This window comes from Achromobacter pestifer, assembly GCF_013267355.1.
Lineage (GTDB): Bacteria > Pseudomonadota > Gammaproteobacteria > Burkholderiales > Burkholderiaceae_B > Achromobacter > Achromobacter pestifer_A.
Map to the genome: position 1 here is coordinate 5530005 of NZ_CP053985.1, position 25515 is coordinate 5555519.

A 25515-nucleotide genomic window follows, 5' to 3' on the forward strand; every position below is an offset into this window, starting at 1 on the left:
ACGGCTTGGCGCTATCCACGCTGCCGGGCCTTCTCTACAATAGCTGGATGAACGCGCGCACACTGAACATCGATCTGCACTGCCATTCCACCGTCTCGGACGGCGCGCTCGCGCCGCGCGACGTGGCGCAGCGCGCGCATGCCAATGGCGTGGACGTGTGGGCCTTGACCGACCACGACGAAGTGGGCGGCCTGGCCGAAGCGGCCCGCGCGGCGCGCGAGCTGGACATGGACTTCGCCACCGGCGTCGAGATCTCCGTGACCTGGGCCGGCGTGACCGTGCATATCGTGGGCTTGCGCTTCGACCCCGAGAACACCGCGCTGGTCGAAGGCTTGCGCAAGACCCGCTCCGGCCGCGCCGAACGCGCCAAGCGCATCGGCGAACGCCTGGCCGAAATGGGCATGCCCGGCGCCTACGAAGGCGCGCTGCCGTTCGCCGGCAACCCCGAACTCATCAGCCGCACCCACTTCGCCCGCTACCTGGTCGAAGCCGGCTACTGCCCCGACGTGCAGGCCGTGTTCACCCGGCACCTGGGCGACGACCGGCCCGGCCACGTGCCCATGCAGTGGGCCACGCTGGCGGAGGCCGTGGGCTGGATCCGCGGCGCGGGCGGCGTCGCCGTCATCGCGCATCCCGGCCGCTACAAGTACACGCCGCTGCAATTCGCCGCGCTGTTCGACGAATTCCTGCAGTTGGGCGGCCTGGGCATCGAGGTCACCACGGGCAGCCATACCTCGGAAGAGGCCCGCTATTATGCGGATGTGGCGCGCCGCTACGGTTTTCTGGCGTCGCGCGGTTCGGACTTCCATAGTCCGAAGGAAAGCCGGGTGGACCTGGGCCGCTTGCCGGCGCTGCCGCCCGACCTTAAACCGGTCTGGCACGACTGGTTCTGACGCGGGCGGCGGCCAAGCCGCCTTGCCCTGCACACTATCGACTGTGATCGCGCCCGACCGGCGCAACCGCCATGAACAAAGCCTTTGTCAAAGAGTCGGACAACGAGGACGACGACGATCTGCCGCAAGCCCAGGCCCTGCCTGCCGGCACCAAGAACTACATGACGCCCGGCGGCTACGAGCGCCTGCGCGGTGAACTCACGCACCTGATGAACGTGGAACGTCCATCCGTCGTGCAGGTGGTGTCGTGGGCCGCGTCCAACGGTGATCGTTCCGAGAACGGCGATTATCTGTACGGCAAGAAGCGCCTGCGCGAGATCGACCGCCGCATGCGCTTCCTGACCAAGCGCCTGGATATCGCCGAAGTGGTCGACCCGGCCGCGCAGCCCAATCGTGACCAGGTCTTCTTCGGCGCCACGGTGCAGTATTCCGACAAGGCCGGCGAGGAACACAACGTGACCATCGTCGGCGTGGACGAGGCCGAGCCGCTGGCGGGCAAGATCAGCTGGATCTCGCCGGTGGCGCGCGCGCTGATCAAGGCCAAGGAAGGCGACACCGTGGTGCTGCGCACGCCGGGCGGGATCGAAGAGCTGGATATCCTGGAAGTCAGTTATCCGGCCTAGTCTGCCGATCTGGCCGGGGTCGGCAACGGAGTTCCGACGCGGCAAAGAAAACGGGCGCCAGCTTGTGGCCGGCGCCCGTTGGTGGGCGGGATCTGACGTCCCTGCCTCGGTTGGCGGCTTGCGCCGCCGTTCCCCTGGGGCTTGCTGCTTGTTCTTGCGCGTTTACTTCTTGCGATTGGCGATCGACTTTTCGGCCAGGTTCACCAGGTCTTCGCCGATCTGCTTCTTCCACTTGTCGTAGACGGGCTTGGTGATCTTGACGAAGGCCTCGTGGTCCGCCGGCGACAGCGCGGTCACGGTCACGCCGTGGCCCGCGATTTCCTTCAGCAACGACGGGTCTTCGGGCGTCACGCCCTTGCGTGCGATCACGATCTGCTGCTTGCCGGCGTCCAGCGCGGCCTGGCGCACGATGTCGCGGTCCTTCTCGGACCACGAATTCCAGACCTCGCGGTTGACCACGAAGATCAGCGGATCGGCGACGTAGTTCCACAGCGTCAGGTACTTCTGGCCCACGGTGTAGAGCTTGGAGCCGGTGTAGATCGACAGGGGATTTTCCTGGCCGTCCACCGCGCCGCTGGCCAGCGCGGGCTGGGCGTCGGCCCAGCTCATCTGCGTGGGGTTGGCGCCCAGGGCAGTGAAAGTGTCGATGTACAGCGGCGAACCCACCACGCGCAGCTTCTGGCCCTTCATGTCCTCGGGCTTCTTGATCTCGTGCTTGGAGTTGCTGAGCTGGCGGTAGCCGTTTTCGCCCCAGGCCAGCGGCACCACGCCGGCCTTTTCGATGAGCTTGAACATCTCTTTGCCCACGTCGCCCTGCACCAGCGCATCGATGGCGGCGTAGTCAGGCATCAGGAAGGGCAGGGAGAACAGGTTCAGCTGCTTGACCTGCGGCGACCAGTTGATGGTGGAGCCCACGGCCATGTCGATCACGCCCTGGCGGATGGCGGTGAATTCGCGCGTCTGGTCGCCCTGGACCAGCGAGGTGCCGGGGTAGACCTTGATGTTGATCCGGCCCTGGGTGCGCTCGCGCACCAAGTTCGACCAGATTTCGGCCCCCTGGCCCCAGGGGAAGGTGGTGCCGACGACGATGGAGAGCTTGTACTCGGGCTTGTAGTTCTGCGCATGGGCGGGCGCCATGCCGACGACGGCCGCCGCGCACAGGGCCGCTCCGATCAGGTTGCGGAATTTCATGTTGCGTCTCCTCTCTTTGCGTGTCTGTTGTTGTAATGAATACCGGTAACGCCGGCCTTGGGGTTGCCCCGTCCGGCCCTTTCAATAACCCAGCTTCTTGGGTAGCCACAACGCCAGCTGCGGGAACACCAGCACCGCCACCAGCACCAGGAACATGGCGCCCAGCAGCCACACCACCCAGCGCACGGTGGATTCCATCGGTACGCGCGCGATGCGGCAAGACACCATCAGGTTCACGGCCAGCGGCGGGGTGAACTGGCCCAGCGCCACCTTCAAGGTCAGGATCACGCCGAACCACACCGGATCCCAGCCATAGGCGTTGGCGATGGGCATGAGCAGCGGCACGAAGATCAGGAAGATGGAGATGCCGTCCAGGAACATGCCCACGGTCATCAGCAGCAGGATCAGCAGCGCCAGCACGCCCCATTCGCCCAGCCCCGAATTGACGATGGCGTGGGTGATGGGATCGATCACGCTCAGCGTGGACAGGGCCCAGGCGAAGATGCCGGCCAGCGTCACCACCAGCATGATGACGGCGGACAGTTCAGCGGCTTCGCGCAGGATCTTGTACAGGTCGCGCAGCTTGATGGTGCGGTGGATGAACATGCCCACGAACAGGCCGTAGAACACCGCGACCACGGCGGCTTCGGTGGGCGTGAACCAGCCCATGCGCATGCCGCCCAGGATCAGCACCGGCGCGGCCAGGCCCCATGAGGCTTCGCGCAGGCTGGCCCAGAAGGGCGGGCGGGGCAGGTGGGCTTCCAGCCCGCCCATCTTGTATTTGCGCGACAGCCAGACCGCCGGAACGATGAGGGCGAAGCCCGCCAGGATGCCGGGGATCATGCCGGCGGCGAACAGCGCGGGCACCGAGGCGCCGGGCACCAGCACCGAGTAGATGATGAAGGCCACCGACGGCGGGATCAGGATGTCCGTGGCCGCGCCTGCCGCGACCACCGCAGCCGAGAACGAGCCTGGATAGCCGGCGCGCGACATGGCCGTGATCATCACCGCGCCCACCGCGGCCGCGCAGGCCGGACCGGAACCGGAGATGCCGCCCAGGAACATGGCCACCGCGATCGACACCAGCGGCAGCATGCCCGGGCCGCGCCCGACGATGGCGATGGCGAAGTCCACCAGCCGCTTGGCCACGCCGGAGCGGTCGAAGATGGACCCGACCAGCACGAACATGGGAATGGCTAGCAGCGGGTACTTGGCCAGGCCGGCGTAGAAGTTCTGGGGCACGGTCAACAGGCCATACCAGGGCGTGTCCAAGTTGGACAGCACGATGGCCACCGTGCCGCCCAGGCCCAGCGCCACGCCGACCGGCACGCCGATCAGCATCAGGACGATGAAGACGGTGAAGAGGATGGCGGCGATCATTGCGGGGCCTGCCCGGCGGCGCCCTTGGCGATGCGGCGCAGCGTGCCGACGGTGCGCAGCGAGATCGCCGCCGCCATCACCGGCAGCCAGATCGAATACCACCAGGTCGGCACGCCGATGGCGGGCGAGGTCTCTTCGTAGATGTATTCGTCGGCCACCAGCTTCACCGACAGCACGGTCAGCAGCAGGAAGAAGGCCAGCACGCAGCCGTTGGAGATCAGCGCCATGATGCGCTGGCGGCGCGGCGAGCCGGAGTCGGCCAGGATCTCGATGCGGATATGGTGGTTGCGCACGAAGGCCACGCTGCCGCCCGCCATGGTCAGCACGATCAGCAGGAACACCGAGATCTCTTCCGTCCAGGCGAAGGACTGGTCGGTGAAGTAGCGCACCAGCACATTCAGGAAGGTAATGATGGCCAGGGTCGCCAACAGGATCACGGCCAGCCAGTCCTCGATGGCCAGCGGCACTTTGACTGCGGGATCTGATTCTGTGGGAATGATCGGTTCGACAGGCTCGGCGGGGGCTTCGGGGCGGGACATGTGAGGCAACGGCCAGCGCCGGATAGGCGCTATTCATTTATGGGGTCGCTGCATCCTACCGTCGCGCCGTGGGACCGGTAGTTCGTGTTTTCCCGCGGTGCGGGATGGCTGCAACATGCTGCGACGCAGCATAAAACAAGCGGCAGAGGGCCTGGCGGGAATGGGAAAGATCCACAGCGGCGCGGAGTTGCCGCGAATGCTGCTGTGCATCATGATGGTGCAAGGCGCTCGGAATTCTTTTGTAACAATGGCCGAAACAGAGGCGTTCGGGATCGATCGAACAACGGCTCCGGGAAAACCCCCTAAACAGGTAAAATCTCTTTTTGCTCTCCTCTCTTTATACGGCGCCCGCATCGTGTCCCTAGTTCAGCATCTGCCTGGTTCCTCCGTCCTGTCCTCCTTCCGTCGCGATCGCCTGCTGGCGCAATTGAAGGAAGCCGGCTTGCCGGTGGCCGACATATCCGCCCGCTACGAGCACTTCGTCAGCACCGACGCGGCCCTGACGGCCGAGCAGCAGCAACACCTGACCCAACTGCTGGACTACGGCACGCCCGTCACCGGCGATGCGCCGGCCAAGAGCCTGTCCCTGCTGGTGATCCCGCGCCTGGGCACGATTTCCCCGTGGGCCAGCAAGGCCACCGACATCGCCCATAACTGTGGCCTGTCGTCGGTGCACCGCATTGAACGCGGCGTGCGCTACGTGATCACCCCCGAGCGCGGCCTGCTGGGCGTCAAGACCTTCGACGACGCCATGCTGGCGCGCGCGGCCGACTGCCTGCACGACCGCATGACCGAAACCGTGGTGGACGCCGGCTTCGACGGCCAGGCGCTGTTTCAGCCGCTGGCCGGCAAGCCCATGCGCACGGTCGGCGTGCAGGCGCAGGGCGCCCAAGCCCTGGCCGAAGCCAACATCTCGCTGGGCCTGGCGCTGTCCGACGACGAAATCGAATACCTGGCCAAGTCGTTCACCGACCTGGGCCGCGACCCCACCGACGTGGAACTTATGATGTTCGCGCAGGCCAACAGCGAACACTGCCGCCACAAGATCTTCAACGCCGAGTGGGTGATCGACGGCCAGGAACAGCCCAACACGCTGTTCGGCATGATCCGCGCCACGCACAAGGCGCAGCCCGCGGGCACCGTGGTCGCCTATTCGGATAACGCCGCCATCATGGAAGGCGGCCCCGCGCAGCGCTTCCAGGCCGGCGTGCCGGGCGTGACGGGCGAGGGCGTCGAAGGCGCCAAGTACATCCGCCGCGACACCACCGTGCATACGCTGATGAAGGTGGAAACGCACAACCACCCGACCGCGATCGCGCCGTTCCCCGGTGCTTCCACGGGTAATGGCGGCGAGATCCGCGACGAAGGCGCGACCGGCCGCGGCTCCAAGCCCAAGGCCGGCCTGACCGGCTTCACCGTGTCGCACCTGCGCTTCGACGACGCCTTGCAGCCCTGGGAAGCCGATCACCACGGCCTGCCCGAGCGCATCGCCTCGCCGCTGTCCATCATGATCGACGGCCCCATCGGCGGCGCGGCGTTCAACAACGAATTCGGCCGTCCCAACCTGCTGGGCTACTTCCGTTCGTTCGAACAGACCGCCGGCGGCACGCGCTGGGGTTACCACAAGCCCATCATGATCGCGGGCGGCCTGGGCAGCATCGATGCCGGCCTGACGCACAAGGACGTGATTCCTCCGGGCGCGCTGCTGATCCAGCTTGGCGGCCCGGGCTTCCGCATCGGCATGGGCGGCGGCGCCGCCTCCAGCATCAGCATGGGCAGCAACTCGGCCGAACTGGACTTCGATTCCGTCCAGCGCGGCAACCCTGAAATCGAGCGCCGCGCCCAGGAAGTCATCGACCGTTGCTGGCAGCAGGCCGAGAACAACCCCATCATCGCAATCCACGACGTGGGCGCGGGCGGCCTGTCCAACGCCTTCCCCGAACTGGTGAACGACGCCGGCCGCGGCGCCATCTTCGACCTGAAGCGCGTGCCGCTGGAAGAATCGGGCCTGTCGCCCGCCGAAATCTGGAGCAACGAATCGCAGGAACGCTACGTCCTGTCGATCTTGCCCAAGGACCTGGAACGCTTCGACGCCATCGCCCGCCGTGAACGCTGCCCCTACGCGGTGGTGGGCGTGGCCACCGAAGAACGCCAGCTGCGCGTGGTGGATGGCGAGGGCCTGCCTGGCCTGGACACCATCCGTCCGCAAGGCGAAGCCGAGGTGCGTCCGGTGGACGTGCCGATCGACGTCATCCTGGGCAAGCCGCCGCGCATGACCCGCGACGTCACGCGCCTGCCCGGCGTGTCCGCGCCGCTGGACCTGGCGGGCATCGACCTGACCGAAGCCGCCTACCGCGTGCTGCGCCACCCCACGGTGGCCAACAAGTCCTTCCTCATCACCATCGGCGACCGCACCGTGGGCGGGCTGTCCAGCCGCGACCAGATGGTCGGTCCGTGGCAGGTGCCGGTGGCTGACTGCGCCGTGACCCTGGCCGACTACGAAGGCTTCCGCGGCGAAGCCATGTCCATGGGTGAACGCACGCCGATCGCCATGCTGGACGCGCCGGCTTCCGGCCGCATGGCCGTGGCCGAGGCCCTGACCAACCTGGCCGCCGCCGACGTGGCGCGCCTGGAAGACATCAAGCTGTCGGCCAACTGGATGGCCGCCTGCGGCGTGGCTGGGCAAGACGCCGCGCTCTACGACACCGTGTCGGCCGTCAGCGAACTGTGCCAGGCCACCGGCCTGTCGATTCCGGTGGGCAAGGATTCCCTGTCCATGAAGACGTCCTGGGAACAGGACGGCGAGCAGCGCCAGGTGGTGGCACCGGTGTCGCTGGTCGTGACGGCCTTCGCGCCCGTCGGCGACGTGCGTGCCAGCCTCACCCCGCAGCTGCGCACCGACGCCGGTGACAGCGTCCTGATCCTGATCGACCTGGGCCGCGGCCGCCATCGCATGGGCGGCTCGATCCTGGCGCAGGCCTACAACCAGGTCGGCGAAACCGTGCCGGACATCGACGCGCCGCAGGACCTGCGCGCGTTCTTCGTCACCATCCGCACCCTGGCCGAAGCCGGCACCATCCTGGCCTACCACGACCGTTCCGACGGCGGCCTGTTCGCCACCCTGACCGAAATGGCCTTCGCCGGCCGCACCGGCATCTCGGTGAACCTGGACATGCTGACCTTCGATCCGCAATCGGCGGATTGGGGCGACTACAAGATCCGCCCCGAGCAGGTGGCGGTGCAGCGCGAGGAACTGACGCTCAAGGCGCTGTTCTCCGAAGAAGCCGGCGCCGTCATCCAGGTGCCGGCCGCCCAGCGCGACGCCGTCATGCAGGTGCTGCGCGGCGCGGGCCTGTCGGCGCATTCGCATGTCATCGGCGGCCTGAATGGCGCCGACGAAGTCGAGTTCTACCGCGACGGCAAGAAGGTCTGGGGCCAGCCGCGCGCCGAACTCGGCCGCGCCTGGAGCGAAGTGTCCTACCGCATCATGTCGCGCCGCGACAACCCGGCCTGCGCCCAGGCCGAGCTGGACGTCTGGAACGACGCCACGGACCCGGGCATGAGCCCCAACGTGGACTTCGATCCCCAGGAAAACGTGGCTGCGCCGTTCATCAACACCGGCAAGCGTCCGCGCGTGGCGATCCTGCGCGAGCAGGGCTGCAACAGCCAGGTGGAAATGGGCTGGGCCTTCGACACCGCCGGCTTCGAAGCCATCGACGTGCACATGACCGATCTGCTGTCCGGTCGCGTCGACCTGGCGCAAGTGCAGGGCCTGGTGGCCGTGGGCGGCTTCAGCTACGGCGACGTGCTGGGCGCCGGCGAAGGCTGGGCCCGCACCATCCGCTTCAACAGCAAGCTGTCGGACCAGTTCGCCGCCTACTTCGCGCGTCCCGACACCTTCGCGCTGGGCGTGTGCAACGGCTGCCAGATGATGGCCGCGCTGGCGCCGATGATCCCGGGCGCCGAGTTCTGGCCGCGCTTCACGCGCAACCAGTCGGAAAAGTACGAAGCCCGCCTGTCCATGGTCGAAGTGGCCAAGTCGCCCTCGATCTTCTTTGCCGGCATGGAAGGCGCCCGCATCCCGGTCGCCGTGGCGCACGGCGAAGGCTATGCCGACTTCTCGCAGCAAGGCGACGCCAGCCGCGTGCTGGCTGGCGCGCGCTTCATCGACAACCGCGGCCAGATCACCGAAGCCTATCCGTTCAACCCGAACGGCAGCCCCGGCGGCCTGACGTCCGTCACCACCGCGGATGGCCGTTTCACGGTCATGATGCCGCACCCGGAACGCGTGACGCGCAACGTCATGATGTCGTGGGCGCCCGAGAAGTGGGGCAAGGCGGATGCGGGCGGCGCGTTCAGCCCGTGGATGCGCATCTTCCGCAACGCGCGCGTCTGGCTGAAGTAAGCCTGTAGCCGCCGCCGGGACCCTTCCCGGCGCGTGCGACACGCCCCGCCATTTGTGGCCCTCTTGGGTCCGAATGGCGGGGCGTTTTTCATGTTCCGCCGGGCCTGCTCTGGATCCGTGGTGTGCAACGTAATGAGATGTTTAACTTTTCATTGCAACCTGTCGTAAAGCATAGGTAGCCGCTATACGCAACCCGGAGTGACCCCAATGTTCAAGAATCTCAGTATTCGCGCGGTCTTGACGACCGCTTTAGCCGTTTTCTTCGCGCTTTTCCTGGTAACCGGCATTGCCGTGCACCAGCAGCTGACTTCCAACCGCAATTCGATCGAAGTGCTGCTGGACACCAATCTGGTCCGCGCCAATGCCGTGAACGGCGCCGGCACCGAATTGTTGCGCGCCCGCCTGGTGCTGCTGTCGGCCCAGACCGCGCTGATGGAAGGCAAGAGCCTCGACAACCTGGCCAGCATGCAGCGCCTGGACGGCTATACCAAGAAGGCCGGCGAACTGATCCAGCTGGTGCGCCAGACCCCGGAAACCTCGGCCCAGGGCAAGCCGCTGCTGGACGCCGCGCTGGCGGCCTACGACGTCTATCAGCGCGACGCCATCGTGCCGATGATCGCGGCCATCCGCGCCGGCAACGCGCAGGATTCCGGCCGTCTCAACCTGGAAAAAGTGACGCCGCTGGGCCTCACCTTCACTGCCGCCATCCAGAAGTATCTGGACTACGCCGACGAGGTCGGCCAACGCGTGGCCCGCGAGGCTTCCGCGCGCATCAACGGCGCGATCGCGCTGCTGGTCGGCCTGCTGATCGTGGTGGCCGTGCTGGTGGTGGGCCTGTACGCGGTGTTCGGCCGCTCGGTGTTCCGTCCGCTGCATGAAGCCGGCCGCCTGTTCGACCGTATCGCCGGCGGCGACCTGACCAACCGCATCGAGCAACGCGGCAACAACGAGATCGGCGTGCTGTACGCCGCCGTCAAGCGCATGCAGGACAGCCTGGCCCGCACGGTGTCCGCCGTGCGCCTGGGGGTGGAAGAGATCCACACCGGCGCGCGCGAGATCGCCGCCGGCAACATCGACCTGTCGTCGCGCACCGAGCAGCAAGCCGCCTCGCTGGAAGAAACCGCCGCCAGCATGGACGAGCTGTCGTCCACGGTGAAGAACAACGCGGACAGCTCGCGCAGCGCCTCGGAACTGGCCGTGGCGGCGTCCGAGGTGGCCTCGCGCGGCGGCCGCGCGGTGGGCGACGTGGTCGGCACGATGCGCGGTATCGCCGACAGCTCCAACCGCATTGCCGACATCGTCGGCGTGATCGACGGCATCGCCTTCCAGACCAACATCCTGGCGTTGAACGCCGCCGTGGAAGCGGCGCGCGCGGGCGAGCAGGGCAAGGGCTTCGCGGTCGTCGCCAGCGAAGTGCGCGCGCTGGCGCAGCGCAGCGCCGCCGCCGCCAAGGAAATCAAGGGCCTGATCGACGACTCGGTACAGAAGGTATCGGTCGGTTCGGACCAGGTGGAGGCCGCCGGCGCCACCATGCAGGAAATCGTGACTTCCGTGCGCCGCGTGACGGACATCATCAACGAGATCTCCAGCGCGTCCGAAGAGCAGTCGCAGGGCATCCAGCAGGTCAACCAGGCCGTGTCGCAGATGGACAGCGTGACGCAGCAGAACGCCGCGCTGGTCGAAGAGGCCGCGGCGTCCGCAGCCTCGCTGGAAACCCAGGCGCAGCGCCTGCGCGACGCCGTGGCGGTGTTCAAGCTGCAGGCCGGCGGCGTGATCGACGCCGACGCGCCGGCCCTGGGCCGCAATGGCGAACCGGCCTTGATCGGCGCCTGAGCGCGCCGGCATCGCGGCCGGCCGCGGATGGCCGGCCATGAACCCACCGCAAGCCCCCAGCGCGTCGCGTCTGGGGGCTTTGTCGTCATGGGAACGGGCGGGGTAGGCGGCACCATTTCCCGGAAGCGGCAACAATCAGGGACAAAAGGTGCCAGCCGCGCCGCGCAGGCATAAAATAGCGGATTGCCTACCCCCTCTCCGCACACAGGATCCCGCGCCATGAACGCACGCATCCCCGAAGACGCTCTTCCTCCCACCCTGGACCCGAAGGCCCTGCAAGCTTTCGTTGACGAAAAATGGGACAACGAGATCATCCCGGCGCTGACCGACTACATCGCCATCCCGGCCAAGAGCCCGGCGTTCGACGCGGACTGGGAAAAGAACGCGTTCATCGAACGCGTGGTGCGCGACGCCGCGCAGTGGGTCGAGGCGCAGAAGGTCTCGGGCCTGAAGCTGGAAGTGGTGCGCCTGCCGGGCCGCACGCCCGTCATCTTCTTTGACGCGCCCGCCACCCGCAGCGACAACGGCGACACCGTGCTGCTGTACGGCCACCTGGACAAGCAACCCGAATTCTCCGGCTGGCGCGCAGGCCTGGGCCCCTGGACCCCCAAGCTCGAAGACGGCAAGCTCTATGGCCGCGGCGGCGCCGACGATGGCTACGCCGTGTACGCCTCGCTGACCGCCATCATGGCGCTGGACAAGCAGGGCATTCCGCGTCCGCGCTGCGTGGGCATTGTCGAAACCTGTGAGGAATCCGGCAGCTACGACCTGCTGCCCTATGTGGACGCGCTGCGCGACCGCCTGGGCAACGTGGCCCTGGTGGTGTGCCTGGACTCGGGCGCCGGCAACTACGACCAGCTCTGGATGACGACCTCGCTGCGCGGCATGGTGTCCGGCACGCTGGAAGTGCAGGTGCTGGACGAAGGCGTGCACTCGGGCGACTCCAGCGGCGTGGTGCCGTCCTCGTTCCGCATCCTGCGCCATCTGCTGGACCGCCTCGAAGACAGCGGCACCGGCCGCCTGCTGCCGCAAAGCCTGCATTGCGAGATCCCCGCCGACCGCGTCGAACAAGTGCACGCCACCGCGCGCATCCTGGGCGACGAAGTCTGGCGCCGATTCCCCTGGAGCTGCGGCGCCGACGGCGGCTTTGTGCTGCCCATGACGACCGAACCCGAACAGGCCCTGCTGAACCGCACCTGGCGTCCGACGCTGTCCGTGACCGGCGCCGAGGGCCTGCCGCCGCTGTCCAGCGCCGGCAATGTGCTGCGCCCGCGCACCGCCTTCAAGCTGTCGCTGCGCCTGCCGCCGCTGATCGACGCCGTGGCCGCCTCGCAAGAGATCAAGGCCCTGCTGGAAGCCGACGCGCCCTATAACGCCAAGGTGCTGTTCAAGGCCAACGAAGGCGCCGCCACTGGCTGGAACGCCCCGGCCTCCGCGCCCTGGCTGACCCAGGCGTTGGACGCGGCCTCGCAGCAGTACTACGGCGCGTCCTGCGGCTACATCGGCCAGGGCGGCACCATTCCGCTGATGAGCATTCTGCAGAAGGGCTTTCCCAAGGCCCAGTTCATGGTCTGCGGCGTGTTGGGCCCCAAGTCCAACGCCCACGGCCCCAATGAATTCCTGCATGTGCCCTACGGCAAGAAACTGACCGCGGCCGTGGCCCAGACCATGGCGGCCATGCCGACCGCGTAAGCGGCGGCGACGCTGTTCAAGGCGCGGGCCGCAACGCCCGCGCTTTTCTTTTTTCCAGGACGGACCCCATGATTTCCACTTCCGACGCCTACGCCAACGTGGTTGCAGAGACCAAACATTGGCTGAACCAGGCCGTCATCGGCCTGAACCTCTGTCCTTTCGCCAAAGCGGTGCAGGTCAAGGACCAGATCCGCTTTGCCGTCAGCGACGCCACCGACGCGGAAGGCGTCCTGACGGATCTGCAGGACGAGCTGGCGCTGCTGGCCGAAACCGATCCGGAAAAAATCGACACCACGCTGCTGATCATCCCGGACGCGCTCGACGATTTCATGGACTTCAACGACTTCGAAGAGCTGTCGGAGCGCCTGCTCAAGCGCATGCGCCTGGTGGGCGAGCTGCAGGTGGCCACCTTCCATCCGCAGTTCCAGTTCGCCGACACGCAGCCGGACGACATCGAGAACTACACCAACCGTTCGCCGTACCCCATCCTGCATCTGCTGCGCGAAGACAGCATCGACCGCGCGGTGGAGTCCTTCCCGGACGCCGCCGAGATCTACGAGAAGAACATCGACACGATGAAGCGGCTGGGCCTGGAAGGGTGGAAGAAGCTGATGACCAAGGCTTGATGCCCTGTTCTGCAAACAGACATCTGGCGGGATGGCCGGTCGATCCGAGTCGTTGATCGGATCGCATACCAAATACCACAATGCGGAATACAAGGCGCGCTTTCTCCCGGTGAGCATCGGGATATCCCTAGATAGCCCGTCCGCGGTATTGCATACAACATACTGACGCCGTGACAGCTCGCCGTAAGGTGGGCGGTCCACGCATTCTTTCCCTTCGATTGCTTTGCCCCGCGGCCTCTCCCGGGCGCGGGGGCGTTGTCCTTGCCTGGAGAGTTGTATGCGATTTACCCGCCGCCATGCCCTGGGCGCGCTTGCCGCGCTGCCCCTGATCTCGCGCCCCGCCTGGGCCCAGAACACCTTCCCGACCCGTCCCGTGCGCCTGCTGGTGGGCTTTGCCCCTGGCGGGCTGACCGATATCGCGGCGCGCGCCTTGGCCGAGCGCATGGGCAAGACGCTCAAGCAGAGCGTGGTGGTGGAAAACCGCCCCGGCGGCCAGGCCATCATCGCCACCGTGGCGGTGGCGCGCGCCGAGCCCGACGGCTACACGCTGGGGTTCGCCGGCACCAACGGCATGATCCTGAACCCTTTGCTCTACAACAACCTGCCTTACCAGCCCTCGGACTTCAAGCAACTGGGCTCCATGGGCAAGTCGCCGATGCTGCTGATCGTGCATCCCGATCTGGGGGTGAAGAACGTGCAGGAGTTCGTCGCGCTGGCCAAGAAAAAACCCGGCGACATCACTTGCGCGCACGCGGGACGCGGCGTGATCAATCATCTGGCGCTGCTGCATTTCCAGTCCAAGACCGGCACGCAGTTCCAGGACGTGCCCTACAAGGGCAGCGGTCCCGCGCTGCTGGACCTGATGGCGGGCACGGTGCAAAGCACCTTCGACTTCCCGACTTCCGCGTTGCCCAACATCAAGTCGGGCAAGCTGCAGGTGCTGGCGGTCACCTCCGACAAGCGCCTGTCCAGCCTGCCGGACGTGCCCACCATGAAGGAAGCGGGCGTGGACGGCTTCGAGCTCTATACCCGCATGATGATCTCGGGTCCAGCCGCCATGCCGGCTCCGGTGGTCGCGGCGCTGGAGAACGCCGTGCGCGAAGGCACGCGCGATCCCAGCCTGGTGCAGCAATTCGCGGATCAGGGCGTGACCGTGGAGTTCACGTCCTCGGCCGACCTGGACAAGGTGATCGCCGATGAATCCGCCATGTGGGCCCAGGTCATCAAGGCCAACGGCGTGCCCAAGACCGACCTGAAGAGCTAAGGAGCCACCGTGGCAGAACAACCCAGCATCACCGTCACCCCGGAAGTCGCCCTGATCGATGTGACGCGCGAGATCCGCATCGGCGGCTTTCCGGCCTACGCCTTCATCACCGTCACGGCCAGCATGACGATGTGCGGCGCGCCCTGGCGCTCGCAAGCCATGTTCGTGGCGGGCCACGACGGCAGCCTGGACCTCGCCCGCGATTGCCCGGTGTCTGGCAGCTACGCCGAACCGTCGGCCATGGGCATCGTCTGGTCCATGGCCTGCGAGGACATCGCCGGCGTGGTGTTCCCGCCGGACCGGACCGAACCGCTCACCATCCACCTCGAAGCCAGCGACGGACGCCAGACGGCCACGGCGACCCTGGTGCAGGAATTCCTGGCCGAAGGCGTGACCCACCGCGCCGTGCGTGTACCGGTTGACGGCATGACGCTGTCGGGCGAGCTCTACACGCCCGCCGGCCCCGGCCCGCACCCGCTGGTGATCTATATGAACGGATCGTCCGGCGGCGTCAACGCGCCGCGCGCCGCGCTGTTCGCGTCCCGCGGCTACCAGTGCCTGGCGCTGGCCATCTTCAACTACGAGGGCCGTCCCAAGTACCTGAACGACATGCCGCTGGAATACTTCGCGCATGCGCTGCGCTGGGCCCGCGCCGAACTGGCGCCGCGCGATGGCTTCGTGGCCCTGTCCGGCATCAGCCGCGGCGGGGAGACCTCGCTGCTGGTGGCTTCGCACTATCCGGATCTGGTCAGCGCGGTGGTTGCCTACGTGCCGTCGCCCGTCATGCATGGCGTCGTCAGCGCCGGCGCGCCCGGCACCGGCCGCGACGCACAAGTCTGGACCAAGGCCGGCGAACCGCTGCCGCATCTGTGGCAAGACAACGCCAGCGCCAACTGGGACGCGGCCTATGCTTCGCAGCCGCCATACCGCCAGACGCATGCCTTCCTCAGCGCCACGCGCGACAGCGCCGCGTTCGAGCGCGCCCGCATCCCGGTCGAGAACTATCCCGGCCCGGTCATGCTGGTCAGCGCTTCCGATGACGGCTTCTGGCCCAGCACCGCCTATTCGGAAATCGTCATGCGCCGGCGCCAGGAACATGGTCTGCCGACCTTTCACCACGTCTGCATGGGCGCCGGCCACCACGTGCACTATCCCTGCCTGCCCGCCACGCTGATCAGCAAGCCGCACGCGATGTCCGGCCTGCTGCTGGACGCGGGCGGAACGCCCAGCGCGAACGCGGCGGGGAATGAAGGATCCTATCTGGCGGTGCTGGATTTCTTGGGGAGAGTGGGGGGCGCGACCCGATAAACGGCCATGCAAGCGGGCCGGAACGCGTCTGGCAGACGGTCTGGCAACGCGGCAGGAATGCGGGCAGGCGAGCGGCCGGGCAGGCCTGCCCCGCGGGCGCGGCGGCTACCCGTTGCGCAGCTTCTGTTCCGATACGAACGCCGACCAGCGCTGCAGTTCGCCCCGTATCAGCCCCGCGAACGCCGTCGGGGTGTTGGCATCCGCGGCTTCCATGCCCAGGCCGGCGAGCTTTTCGCGGACCTGGGGTTCGGCCAGGATGGTCGTCATGGCGCCGTTCCACTTGGCGATCAGATCCGCCGGCGTGCCGGCGGGCGCGACGACGCCCTCCCATTCCTTCAGGTTGTACGCGGGCACGCCGGCTTCGGCCAGCGTGGGAATCCCCGGCAGGGCGCCCATGCCGCCGTCGCGCGTGACCGCCAGGGCGCGCAGCTTGCCGGATTGCGCCAGCGGCACGGCGATGGACGCCGTGGCGAACATGGTCTGGACATAGCCGCCCATGAGTGCCTGCACGGCTTCGGCGGGACCCTTGTACGGGACGTGCAGCATGTCTATGCCCGCCGCTTGGCAGAAGGCTGCGCCCAGCAAATGGGCGGGCGACCCATTGCCGCCCGAACCATAGCTGAGCTTGCCGGGCTGGCGCTTTGCCTGCTCGACCAGGCTGCGCACGTCGGTAATGTCGCTGCCAGGCGCGACCATCAGGACGTTGTACAGCCAGACCAGGTTGGCGATCGGCGCGAAATCGCCGTCGGTACGGTAGGACACCTTGCCGAACAGCGCCGGCAGCACCGTGTGACTCAGGAACATGATGCCCACGGTATAACCATCGGGCGCGGCGCGAGCGACCGCGTCCAGGCCTATCATGCCGGTTGCGCCCGGTCGGTTTTCCACCACCACCGGTTGTCCCCAGAGGCGCTGCAGCCTTTCGGCCAGCACACGCGCCAGCACGTCGGCGGGGCTGGCCGCCGGCAGCGGCACGATGATGCGCAGCGGTTTGTCCGGGTAGGCGGCCCGCGTGGACCACGGCAGGGTACAGGCGAGGGCCCCGGACAGGCCCTTGAGTAGCGTGCGGCGGCGCATGGCTCAGGCCACGGACGAAACAGGCGGCATGAAGATCACGTCATACTCCGGCGCCACTGCCACTACCTCCGCAGGACTCGACATGTTGTGGATGCGGCGGTAAAGCGCCAGCAGCTTGCCCGCGGGGGCGGCCCAGAACAGCGCGGTGGCAGGAACGCCGGAATTGTTGAAGAAGGCATGCGGCACGCCGCGAGGCATGCGCACCAGGTCGCCGGGGCCGGCCGAGGCTTTCTTGCCGTCCAGCAGCAGGTCGATGCGGCCGGCTAGCACGAAGATGTACTCGTCCTGGTTCGGATGCACGTGCGGCGGCACGAAAGTCTCCACCGGAAAAGTGGCGTGCCAGGAAATGCTGTCCAGGCTGATCTGCTTGGGCACGTACACCTGGCCCAGGATGTTCCAGGAGACGCCGTCCAGGCCGGCCTGGGCGCGGGTGATGTCGGGGGTTTCGAGAATCATGCTGCACTCCTCAGGATTGCGACAGCCGATCCAGCGTCGGCTTCACGAGCGGGTTGGATGAAGCGTAACGGGGCTTGAACGTCTGCCTGGCGCGGGCCAGGTCGGCTTCGTCCCAATAGCCGATCAGGATGCCGCCTTCAGAAATGCGTGGCTGCACCTCGGTGGATTCGATGGTGCCATCGGCCACGGTGTTGCGCTGGCGCGGCTGGCGGGCCCAGCGGAATAGCATGTCCTCCATGCGCTTGCGCACCACCTCGTGCGCGGGCGAAGCGCCCAGGTCGACGAACTCGTGGGGGTCTTCCTGCAGGTCGTACAGCATCGGCCGGTAGCCTTCCGCCAGCACGTACTTCCAGCGGTCGTCGCGCACCATGCGCAGCCAGGCCTGGCGCGCCGGCGTGCCCAGCGTGATGCGCGAATCCTGGAAGGCGTAGTCGTATTCGCAGATGACGTGGTCGCGCCAGTCCGGCGGCGTCTGGCCGAACAGCAGCGGTCGCAGCGACCGGCCGTCCATGATGTGCGGCACCGGCACACCGCCGCAGGCCTCCAGGAAGGTCGGTGCCAGGTCTATCGCTTCGACCAGGGCCGCGCAGCGCGTGCCGCGTGCCGCGTCGGCGCGCGGATCCGGGTCGTAGACGATCAGCGGCGAGCGGATGACCGGCTCGTGGAACAGGTCCTTTTCTCCCATCCAGTGGTCGCCCAGATAGTCGCCGTGATCGGAGGTGAACACGATCATGGTGTTGTCGAACAGGCCGCGCGCCTCCATGAAGCGGAACAGCACGCCGAGCTGGTCGTCGATCTGTTTGATCAGCCCCATGTAGCCCGGCATGACCGCCTCGCGCACGCCGGGTTCGGAGAAGGTTGCCGACACGCGATGCTGCATCATCGCCGCGTACACCGGATGCGGCTCGGCGCGTTCGGCCTCCGATCGCACCACCGGCAGCGCGTCCTGGGCGCTGTACATGCCGGCATAGGGCGCCGGCGCCAGATAGGGCCAGTGCGGCTTGATGTAGGACAGGTGCAGGCACCAAGGCTGCTCGCCGGCCTCGCTGATGAAGTCCATCGCGCGGCGTGTAATGTAGGGCGTTTCCGAGTGCTCGTCGGGCACGCGCGCGGGCAGGTTGGAATACTTCAGGAACCAGCCCGAGCGCACCGCGCCGTCCGCGTCCAGGGCGGAATTGGCCCAGCTTTCCCAGGGGTTGTCGCCGCCGTAGCCCTGCGCGCGCAGATAGTCGTTGTAGCGCGGGTCCGGGTCGTGGCCCGAATACGGGTGGATGCCGTCGTCGCGCTCATAGGCGTCGAAGCCGCATTCGGCGATGCGGCGGCCGATGACGGAGGCCGGGTCTATGCCCAACCGCGACATGCCGGCCATGTCGGCGCGCATGTGGGTCTTGCCCACCAGCACGGAACGCAGGCCCAGCGGCCGCAGATGGTCGCCTATGGTCATTTCGCCGGCCTTAAGCGGCACGAAATTCCAGCTGGCGCCGTGCGCGTGCACATAACGCCCCGTGTAGTAGCTCATGCGCGACGGGCCGCAAACGGGCGACTGCACGTAGGCCCGGTCGAAGATCATGCCGCGCGCCGCCAGCGCATCCAGATTCGGCGTTTTCAGCGTGGGGTGCCCAAAACAGGAAAGATGGTCGTAGCGCAGTTGGTCGCACATGATGAAGAGAATGTTCTTCACGCCTCGGGTCATGCTAGGCTCCTTGCTCCGATGGGGCATGCAGGAATTCTATCGACGGCCTGCGCGCGCATCCCTTGAATTGTTTTGATGTCGATTACTCCAGGTAATCGGCCGGAGAGGCGGCTTGCGACTCCAGCATCTGAACCTGTTGCTCACCCTGGCCCGGACCGGCAGCATGCGCGCCGCGGCGCAGGTGCTGAACGTGTCGCAGCCGGCGCTGACCAAGTCGCTGCGCCAGCTGGAGGAAGAGGTCGGCGCCGAACTCGTGGTGCGCACGCCCAAGGGCGTGCGGCTGGCGCAGGCCGGCGAGATCCTCGCGGCGCGCGCCGCGGTCGTCATGCGCGAAATCGAAAAGGCCCGCGAAGATCTGGCCTGGCATCTGCGCGGCGCCGAGGCCCAGGTGACGCTGGGCGTGTCGCCCGCCGCCGCGATCCTGCTGGCGCCGGGCGCGGTGGCGCGCTACGGCGCGCGCTGGCCGCAGGTGCGGCTGCGGGTGCGTGACACGCTGTATCCGCAGGCGCTGGAGCGCATCCGTTCGGGCGAGCTGGACATGGCGCTGGGGCCGCTGCCCGTCGCGGGCGGCGGCGGCGACCTGGCCGTGCAGCCGCTGTTCGAAAGCCAGTCGGTCATCGTCGCGCGGGCGTCGCATCCGCTGGCAGGCGCCCGGCGCCTGAGCGAGCTGGCCGAAGCCGCCTGGGTGCTGACCGGGCCGGCGCAGGGGCCGGGCGACCCGCGGGCACTGTATGCCAACGAAGCGCAGGCGCGCGCGCTGCATCTGCAGCTCGAATGCGAGTCCTTCTCCACGCTGCTGGCGCTGATGCCGCAGCTGGACCTGATCGGCATCATGCCGCAGGGGTTCCTGGACCGTTACGGCCCGGCGCTGGGGCTGCTGCGGCTGGCCATCGCCGATCCCTTGCCCAAGACCGTCATCCACGTAACGCACCGCGCCGATGCGCCGTTGACCGTGCCGGCGCGCCGCCTGCTGGACGCGCTGCTGGGCGAGGCCGCGCAGCTGGCCGGCCACCCATGAGCCGCTAGGGATCGGTCCAAAAGGTTGAGAACAGTCCGCGGCGTCATGCCAGCGGCGTAAGCCTCAATATCTTTGACGGTAAGCGATGCGCGGTCTTATTTTTTTGGATTCCTGCCGAGGCGCAATCCACGCCGCCTCGAAATTCCGCGAGGCGACATCATGGTGATTGCAACGACAGTCCTGGTGGTTGGCGCCGGTCCGGCGGGCCTGCTGACCGCCGCCGAGCTGCAACGGCGCGGCGTGCAATGCTTGTTGATCGACGCGCACGAGCGGCCGTTGGAGTGGGACCGCGCAACGGTGGTCCACCCCCGCTCGCTGGAGATCTTCGACTCGCTGGGCATCGTCGAGCCGCTGCTGGCCGCGGGCGTGAAGCAGCGCGGCGCGCGCATCCATGCCGACGGCAAGGTGCTGGGCGAGATCGATCTGAACCTTTGCGGCAGCCGCTACCCCTACAACATCGGGATTTCGGAAGAGGTCACCGAGTCCATCCTCGCCGACTATCTGGCCAGCCATGGCGGCGGCGTGCAGCGGGCCAGCAAGCTGGTGGACCTGCAGGAACGGCCGGACGGCATGCTGGCGAGGATCGAACAGCCGGACGGCAATATCGAAGTGCTGGCCGACTGGGTGATAGGCTGCGACGGCCACCACAGCACGGTGCGCGAGCTGACCGGCATCGAGCAGGACGGCCACGACATCAGCCAGCCTTGGGCCGTGTTCGACGCGGCGATCAGCGGCTGGCCCGAGATCTTCGAGGCCAACTACGCCTACCTGGACCGGATCCCGGTGATCCTGACGGCGCTGCCAGGCCAGCGCTGGCGCGTGTATCTGCGGCCCAGCGCCGAAGACTCCGATCTGGTGGCCGATGCCTTGTCCACGCTGCGGCGCTATCTGCCCGAGGCCAACTTCGAGGACGTGGCCCATCCGGCGCGCTTCCATTGCTACACCAAGGTCGCGCGGCAATTCCGGGCCGGCCGCGTCCTGTTGGCCGGAGACGCCGCGCATACCTGCAGTCCGGCCCAGGGCCATGGCATGAATAGCGGCCTGCATGACGCCGTCAACCTGGCCTGGAAACTCGCGCTGGTCTGCGGCGGGCAGTGCTCGGATAGTCTGCTTGACAGCTACCAGGCAGAGCGCCGGCCGGCCGCGCAGCGCGTGCTGGCATCGGGCGACGAAGCTGAAGGCGCTCAGTTGGCCACGGACCCGGACGTGCTGCGCGAGCGCAATGCCGCCATCCGCAAAGCCTTCGAGGACGGCGCCTCGCAGCATCACGAGGCGGTGGCCGAGGCGGAGCTGGACATCGACTACCGCGATTCGCCCATCGTCATGGGAGACCGGCACGACCCGGTTTCGCCGGGCCAGCGGCTGCCGGACCAGATCCCGATCCGCCTTGCGGCGGGCGGCGCGGGGATGTTGCACGAGCGCACCCACCGCAAGGGCCACACGGTCTTCATCCTGGGCGGTCCGCGGACGTCCGCGGATATGCTCGCTCAGGTCCGCGCCGCAATCGAGCCGCTATCCGACGGCGCCATCATTGAAGCCGTGGTCGCCTTGACGGCGAATGCGGACATGGACGGCGTCGACGGCTATCTGGATCTCTCGGTGGCCGGGAGGCTAGGCGTGCGGCATATCCTGGTGCTGGCCGTCAGGGCGGACGGCCATGTCGGGCTGCGCGCGGAAGAACGCCACGTGGAGACCTTGGGGGCTTACGTGGAGCTGCTGCGCGCGCCTGCGCCGGGCATGGCCCTGGCATCCTGAGCGAGGACGGGCGCCTGCGGCACGCCTGGCACGCCGCGGCGGATGTTGCGCGAGAATTCGGCCGCGTCCACGGTGGCGCGGGCGCGTTGCGTGTAATGCCCAGCCTGCCGATACGCTAGCGGACTGTCCGCGCCTACGAGTGCGTCCAGGCGGTACAGGTACTCGGGCAGATAGCCCGAAAACAGCACGCGGTAATCCAGCGGCAGTCCTGGCACGATCTGGTCGGCCAGCCGATACACGATGGTGGTGCAGTTGCCCGTCAGCGTGTTGTAGAAGCGCGGCTTCTGCGCCAGCCGGGTGGCGGTTTCCACATAGGCCAGGAACAGCTTGCGGGCCGCGCCTTCCGGCATGTGCACGCGGTACAGATAGCCTTCCTCGCCGCGCACATTGGTGCGCACGCGCAGGCTGTCCTCCTCGGTCGAGGCCAGCACCGACAGCTCGTACTGGCGGAAGAAACCGCCGATCTCCGAGAACACGTCGTGCAGCTTGCGGCGGATCTCCACCGAGAACACCACGTACTGGCCGTCCCCGAAGCCGAACGACACCAAGGCGTGCGCGATGGCGGGCCGGCCCCAATAGGACAGCGCCAGGTCCACCGATTCCAGGCGTGACAGGTCGTAGCTGCGGGTCTCCCAGCGTATGTCGTAGTCAGTGCGCGAACGCCAGTCGAAGTTGCGTACGTTGCGCAGGGTGACGACATCGCCCTCGACCGAGCCCTGCGTCTGGCGCGCCACCTCCGGCATCCATTGGCGCTCGTTCGACGGTCGCACGCCCAGCCACCACCAGGCCAACAGCGCCAGCAGCAGGACGCCGAACAGCCATGCGGGCAGGGGCTGTCCGATAGCCAGGCCGATCAGCGCGGCCGCTGCCAACGCCAGCCAGGCTGCGGGCAGGACGGCGCGCCCGCGGCCGGTGTACGGAGATTGGAACCAGAGCGCCGGCGCACCCCAGGCGGCGCCGGCCATGATGGCCACGCCGGTCGCGATCTGCAGAATCATGGCGCTTGCATGCGTGTAGCGGGGCCGTTCCCGCGCGCGGCAGTCATTGCGCCCCTTGCGAGGATTCGGCTTGCTCCGCGTTGCGGGCCAGCGCCTTGCGGTCCTGCTTGCGCCAGCCGGCGCGCATGCGGGCGATCTGGCGCAGCGCGTCCTGCGACATCTTCCACCAACCGAACGGCCGCGGGTCGGCCAGCATGCTGAGCGCGCGCGCATAGTCCAGCGTCAGGCCCGGGGTCCAGGCCATGGTCAGCGCGCGCTTGCGGATCTGCGCCGCCACCCACAGTTCCGGCGTCAGCAAGAGGCGCAGCAGCACGCGCCATCCGGCATCCGGGCCATGTAGGCGGCCGACCACGCCGTCCAGCGCCGCTTCCAGCGCGCTGGACACGGAGCTGGAGCAGTTGCGGTGCGTCAGGTTGTAGATCGCGGTCTTGCGGTACTCGTCCCAGAAGGCCTGCAGCTTGGCCGCGTCGTAGTTGCGGATGCGCACCCGCATCGTGGACGGCGTCCAGGCCTTGGATTCGGTGGCGTAGTCGGGCTGGAACACGCCCGGCACGTTGTTCTCGGCCGTGGCGCGCAGCAGGGTGCCGAATTGCTCCGGGGAGTGGTCGATCTCCTGGGCCGGATACAGGCTGATGTACACCCCTTCCGGCGATTCCAGCGCGGCGTGGCCGGTGGACACCACCCCATTGATGTCGACCGCGGCGATGTAGCGGTTCACCACGGGATAGTTGCGCGTCTCGTTCTTGGCCGAGCCCGACGGCGTCCAGACGTGCACGGTCAGCGCGCGCTCCGATTCCAGGGGCGGGCCATCGAACACCTTTTGCGCATGGGCGTCGGCGCGCGTCGGCATGAAGTCCGGATGCGGATTGACGTCCAGCGCCGGGTTGGAGTCCAGGTTGCGGACGCGGCGCGCCAGCGACAGCAGCCGCAGGCCCGAGAACGCCAGGAACAGGCCCAGGCAGTAAGGCACCGTGCCGACGTAGTGGGTCGGGTAGGGCTGGAAAAAGAAGATGGCCAGCAGGATTTCCGCCACGCCCGAGGCGAAGACATAGCGCCAGCGCTCGTAGCGCACCACGTAGGCGGCGGTGCACTGGATCAGGCCATCCACCAGGAACATCAGGCCGAACAGCATGGACAGCACGAAGTGCCCGTGGTGGTGGCCGATCAGGACCAGCATGCCCGCCGTCAGCACGATGGCGCCCTTGGCATAGCGCAGCACCCGCTGGCCGCCCACGCCGGACTTGGCGATCAGCAGCGTGGCCAGGCCTTCGATGACCAGCAGGGCCGCGAAGAAATTCAGCGGGAAATAGACGGCGTTGTCGAGCGCGTCTATGAACAGCGTGACGCCCGTAATGAAGAGCAGGCCGCCGATGACATACAGTCCGCGGGCGCGCTTGCGCAGATAGTCCACGCCCAGCAGCAGCAAAACCAGATTAGCCATTGCGCTTGATTCTCCTCTCCCGTGACCCCGTTACGGTGCTCGATATTTTGGTTTGCTAACCAAGTTAACAAATTTTCCGGCAGCTATGCAGGTATTCTTCCTGACGCATCCGTCTGCGATCTTTCCCGGGACATGGCATGAACACCAAGACGAGCAGCGCAGGAAAAGAGGCAACGCAAGAGACCCCCTCCCGCCTGATAGACGCCAGGATCCGCGAACTGGACGACTGGCGCGGCCAGACGCTCGCGCGGGTCAGGGACATCATCAGGCAGGCCGATCCCGCAGGGCTTTTCAATGCCAGCCTGGACGGCAACACGCGGCGCGCCATCGATATCCGCGAGGGCGGAACCCTGGACGAAACGGCGCTGCAGGCGCTGATCCGCGCCGCGGTGCGCCTGAATGGGGCGGGCAAGTCCGCAAGCGTGAAAAAATAGCTTGCGCCTGGGGTTCAGGGCAACAGCCCGGCGTCCCGCAACAGCGGCTCCTCATATTCGGAGCCCTCCGCCGGATATCGCAGGTTCGGAAGCTTGCTGGCCTTGGCCAGCGCCCAGACGATGCTTTCGCCGGCGGGCAGCGTATCAGGCGCCTGCGCGTACAGCGGATCTTCAAATGCGGCGCTCGCCGGGGTGATCGTCCAGCCCTGGGCGTTCAGCGCCGCAATCACGTCCGGCAGGGCTTCTGCATTGAGCTGGTTGGTGTGCAGCAGCATGACATGCTTGGGGCTGCGGCCCAGGACCTTGCGGGCCAGCCCGTCGTAATAGGCCGCCCGGTCCAGCAAATGGCGGACGTATCGCTGTTTCACGCCCTGGGCCCGGGCGGTGTCGCCCGCCTTCATGTGACCGGCATAGACGCGGCTGTAGTACCAGTCGCTTGCATCTATGGATACCAGCCCGTTCCTGTAGCGGTTCTGCGCCATCCAGTCCCGCATGCCGTCTCGCTTGGCCTGCGTATCGCCTTCTCTCAAGTACGGGAACCTCAGCATCGGCACGAAGGCAGGCAGGCTCCTGAGGGCGGCATCCGCGATTTTTACATCGGCAATGAACGATTCCAGCGACACCTTGGGGTCGGCAAGGCTGCGGTGGCTGGCCGTATGGTTTCCGACCCAATGCCCCGCCCGCGACCATTGCGCCACCAGTTCCAGCCCGTCGGCGCCGCCTATGCTGCTCAACGCAGGAAACAGCGCGGACTGGATCCCGTGCTTTTGCAAGGCGTCCAGCAGTTGGGAATTCCATAGCGCGGCCTGGGGCTGCTTATCGGGATTGAGTCCGTCGTCGAAAGTCAGGGCCACGGTCTGGGCGGAGCACCACGACGCCCATAGAGAGA

Annotated in this window: 20 protein-coding genes; 11 read left to right on the top strand and 9 right to left on the bottom strand. The window is 67.2% G+C overall.

Annotated features, from left to right (window positions below):
• Positions 1-47: 47 nt before the first annotated feature.
• Both FOC84_RS26220 and greB read left to right on the top strand, forming a co-directional pair.
• The gene (locus tag FOC84_RS26220; RefSeq protein WP_173147387.1) at positions 48-893 is read left to right on the top strand and encodes a 3',5'-nucleoside bisphosphate phosphatase; all 846 of its coding nucleotides are present in this window, start codon (positions 48-50) and stop codon (positions 891-893) included.
• Positions 894-964: 71 nt separating this feature from the next.
• The gene (gene greB / locus FOC84_RS26225; protein ID WP_173147389.1) at positions 965-1516 is read left to right on the top strand and encodes a transcription elongation factor GreB; all 552 of its coding nucleotides are present in this window, start codon (positions 965-967) and stop codon (positions 1514-1516) included.
• 162 nt (positions 1517-1678) lie between these two features.
• Here the strand turns inward: greB and FOC84_RS26230 are convergent, their stop codons facing one another.
• The 3 genes from FOC84_RS26230 to FOC84_RS26240 all read right to left on the bottom strand — a co-directional run bounded on the left by FOC84_RS26230 (position 1679) and on the right by FOC84_RS26240 (position 4626).
• Complete coding sequence (locus FOC84_RS26230) at positions 1679-2707, bottom strand: DctP family TRAP transporter solute-binding subunit (protein ID WP_173147391.1); 1029 nt, start codon at positions 2705-2707, stop codon at positions 1679-1681.
• 81 nt (positions 2708-2788) lie between these two features.
• The gene (locus FOC84_RS26235; RefSeq protein ID WP_173147393.1) at positions 2789-4087 is read right to left on the bottom strand and encodes a TRAP transporter large permease; all 1299 of its coding nucleotides are present in this window, start codon (positions 4085-4087) and stop codon (positions 2789-2791) included.
• A complete protein-coding gene (locus tag FOC84_RS26240; protein WP_173147395.1) occupies positions 4084-4626 on the bottom strand; it encodes a TRAP transporter small permease in 543 nt (180 codons plus the stop codon). Before FOC84_RS26240 ends, FOC84_RS26235 begins: the two co-directional genes overlap by 4 nt.
• Before the next feature lie 355 nt (positions 4627-4981).
• Between FOC84_RS26240 and purL the strand changes: the two genes are divergently transcribed.
• The 6 genes from purL (at position 4982) to FOC84_RS26270 (ending at position 15754) form a co-directional block, all read left to right on the top strand.
• A complete protein-coding gene (gene purL, locus FOC84_RS26245) occupies positions 4982-9031 on the top strand; it encodes a phosphoribosylformylglycinamidine synthase (RefSeq protein WP_173147397.1) in 4050 nt (1349 codons plus the stop codon).
• 207 nt (positions 9032-9238) lie between these two features.
• Complete coding sequence (locus tag FOC84_RS26250) at positions 9239-10864, top strand: methyl-accepting chemotaxis protein (protein ID WP_173147399.1); 1626 nt, start codon at positions 9239-9241, stop codon at positions 10862-10864.
• Positions 10865-11083: 219 nt separating this feature from the next.
• Entirely contained in the window at positions 11084-12556 is a 1473-nt protein-coding gene (locus FOC84_RS26255; protein WP_173147401.1) for a M20 family metallopeptidase, read from the top strand.
• A gap of 68 nt (positions 12557-12624) precedes the next feature.
• Complete coding sequence (locus FOC84_RS26260) at positions 12625-13182, top strand: DUF1415 domain-containing protein (protein ID WP_173147403.1); 558 nt, start codon at positions 12625-12627, stop codon at positions 13180-13182.
• Between the two features lie 277 nt (positions 13183-13459).
• Entirely contained in the window at positions 13460-14446 is a 987-nt protein-coding gene (locus FOC84_RS26265) for a Bug family tripartite tricarboxylate transporter substrate binding protein (RefSeq protein ID WP_173147405.1), read from the top strand.
• Between the two features lie 9 nt (positions 14447-14455).
• Positions 14456-15754 (top strand): acyl-CoA thioesterase/bile acid-CoA:amino acid N-acyltransferase family protein, encoded by a 1299-nt coding sequence (locus FOC84_RS26270; RefSeq protein WP_173147407.1) that lies wholly within the window; start codon positions 14456-14458, stop codon positions 15752-15754.
• Between the two features lie 105 nt (positions 15755-15859).
• Here FOC84_RS26270 and FOC84_RS26275 read toward each other — a convergent pair whose 3' ends face one another.
• From FOC84_RS26275 to FOC84_RS26285, 3 genes are read right to left on the bottom strand one after another with little or no spacing between them, the layout of a single operon-like run.
• Complete coding sequence (locus FOC84_RS26275; RefSeq protein ID WP_173147409.1) at positions 15860-16831, bottom strand: Bug family tripartite tricarboxylate transporter substrate binding protein; 972 nt, start codon at positions 16829-16831, stop codon at positions 15860-15862.
• Positions 16832-16834: 3 nt separating this feature from the next.
• Positions 16835-17287, bottom strand: coding sequence for a cupin domain-containing protein (locus FOC84_RS26280; protein ID WP_173147411.1), 453 nt, complete (start codon positions 17285-17287; stop codon positions 16835-16837).
• A 10-nt stretch (positions 17288-17297) separates the two neighbouring features.
• Complete coding sequence (locus FOC84_RS26285) at positions 17298-18980, bottom strand: alkaline phosphatase family protein (RefSeq protein WP_173147412.1); 1683 nt, start codon at positions 18978-18980, stop codon at positions 17298-17300.
• 112 nt (positions 18981-19092) lie between these two features.
• Between FOC84_RS26285 and FOC84_RS26290 the strand changes: the two genes are divergently transcribed.
• Both FOC84_RS26290 and FOC84_RS26295 read left to right on the top strand, forming a co-directional pair.
• Positions 19093-19998, top strand: coding sequence for a LysR family transcriptional regulator (locus FOC84_RS26290; protein WP_173147414.1), 906 nt, complete (start codon positions 19093-19095; stop codon positions 19996-19998).
• Between the two features lie 159 nt (positions 19999-20157).
• On the top strand, positions 20158-21753 hold the full coding sequence (locus tag FOC84_RS26295) for an FAD-dependent monooxygenase (protein ID WP_173147416.1): 1596 nt from the start codon (positions 20158-20160) through the stop codon (positions 21751-21753).
• On the opposite strand, the gene FOC84_RS26300 is transcribed toward FOC84_RS26295, so the two are convergent.
• Together FOC84_RS26300 and FOC84_RS26305 are read right to left on the bottom strand one after the other, a co-directional pair.
• Complete coding sequence (locus FOC84_RS26300) at positions 21702-22751, bottom strand: Lnb N-terminal periplasmic domain-containing protein (protein WP_173147418.1); 1050 nt, start codon at positions 22749-22751, stop codon at positions 21702-21704. The two genes, FOC84_RS26295 and FOC84_RS26300, sit on opposite strands and share 52 nt — an antisense overlap.
• A gap of 43 nt (positions 22752-22794) precedes the next feature.
• Positions 22795-24192 carry an HdeD family acid-resistance protein gene (locus tag FOC84_RS26305; protein WP_173147420.1) on the bottom strand — a complete coding sequence of 466 codons (1398 nt, stop codon included), beginning with the start codon at positions 24190-24192 and terminating at the stop codon, positions 22795-22797.
• A gap of 137 nt (positions 24193-24329) precedes the next feature.
• Here FOC84_RS26305 and FOC84_RS26310 point away from each other — a divergent pair, with 137 nt between their 5' ends.
• Complete coding sequence (locus FOC84_RS26310) at positions 24330-24626, top strand: hypothetical protein (protein WP_173147422.1); 297 nt, start codon at positions 24330-24332, stop codon at positions 24624-24626.
• A 14-nt stretch (positions 24627-24640) separates the two neighbouring features.
• Here the strand turns inward: FOC84_RS26310 and FOC84_RS26315 are convergent, their stop codons facing one another.
• The gene (locus FOC84_RS26315) at positions 24641-25480 is read right to left on the bottom strand and encodes a polysaccharide deacetylase family protein (protein ID WP_254241787.1); all 840 of its coding nucleotides are present in this window, start codon (positions 25478-25480) and stop codon (positions 24641-24643) included.
• Positions 25481-25515 lie beyond the last annotated feature (35 nt).

Coding starts and splice junctions, on each gene's coding strand:
- FOC84_RS26260 (WP_173147403.1), top strand. CDS start 12,625: ATGATTTCCACTTCCGACGCCTACGCCAACGTGGTTGCAGAGACCAAA.
- FOC84_RS26280 (WP_173147411.1), bottom strand. CDS start 17,287: ATGATTCTCGAAACCCCCGACATCACCCGCGCCCAGGCCGGCCTGGAC.
- FOC84_RS26220 (WP_173147387.1), top strand. CDS start 48: ATGAACGCGCGCACACTGAACATCGATCTGCACTGCCATTCCACCGTC.
- FOC84_RS26275 (WP_173147409.1), bottom strand. CDS start 16,831: ATGCGCCGCCGCACGCTACTCAAGGGCCTGTCCGGGGCCCTCGCCTGT.
- FOC84_RS26230 (WP_173147391.1), bottom strand. CDS start 2,707: ATGAAATTCCGCAACCTGATCGGAGCGGCCCTGTGCGCGGCGGCCGTC.
- FOC84_RS26285 (WP_173147412.1), bottom strand. CDS start 18,980: ATGACCCGAGGCGTGAAGAACATTCTCTTCATCATGTGCGACCAACTG.
- FOC84_RS26295 (WP_173147416.1), top strand. CDS start 20,158: ATGGTGATTGCAACGACAGTCCTGGTGGTTGGCGCCGGTCCGGCGGGC.
- FOC84_RS26235 (WP_173147393.1), bottom strand. CDS start 4,087: ATGATCGCCGCCATCCTCTTCACCGTCTTCATCGTCCTGATGCTGATC.
- FOC84_RS26265 (WP_173147405.1), top strand. CDS start 13,460: ATGCGATTTACCCGCCGCCATGCCCTGGGCGCGCTTGCCGCGCTGCCC.
- FOC84_RS26255 (WP_173147401.1), top strand. CDS start 11,084: ATGAACGCACGCATCCCCGAAGACGCTCTTCCTCCCACCCTGGACCCG.
- FOC84_RS26305 (WP_173147420.1), bottom strand. CDS start 24,192: ATGGCTAATCTGGTTTTGCTGCTGCTGGGCGTGGACTATCTGCGCAAG.
- FOC84_RS26310 (WP_173147422.1), top strand. CDS start 24,330: ATGAACACCAAGACGAGCAGCGCAGGAAAAGAGGCAACGCAAGAGACC.
- FOC84_RS26300 (WP_173147418.1), bottom strand. CDS start 22,751: ATGATTCTGCAGATCGCGACCGGCGTGGCCATCATGGCCGGCGCCGCC.
- FOC84_RS26240 (WP_173147395.1), bottom strand. CDS start 4,626: ATGTCCCGCCCCGAAGCCCCCGCCGAGCCTGTCGAACCGATCATTCCC.
- greB (WP_173147389.1), top strand. CDS start 965: ATGAACAAAGCCTTTGTCAAAGAGTCGGACAACGAGGACGACGACGAT.
- FOC84_RS26250 (WP_173147399.1), top strand. CDS start 9,239: ATGTTCAAGAATCTCAGTATTCGCGCGGTCTTGACGACCGCTTTAGCC.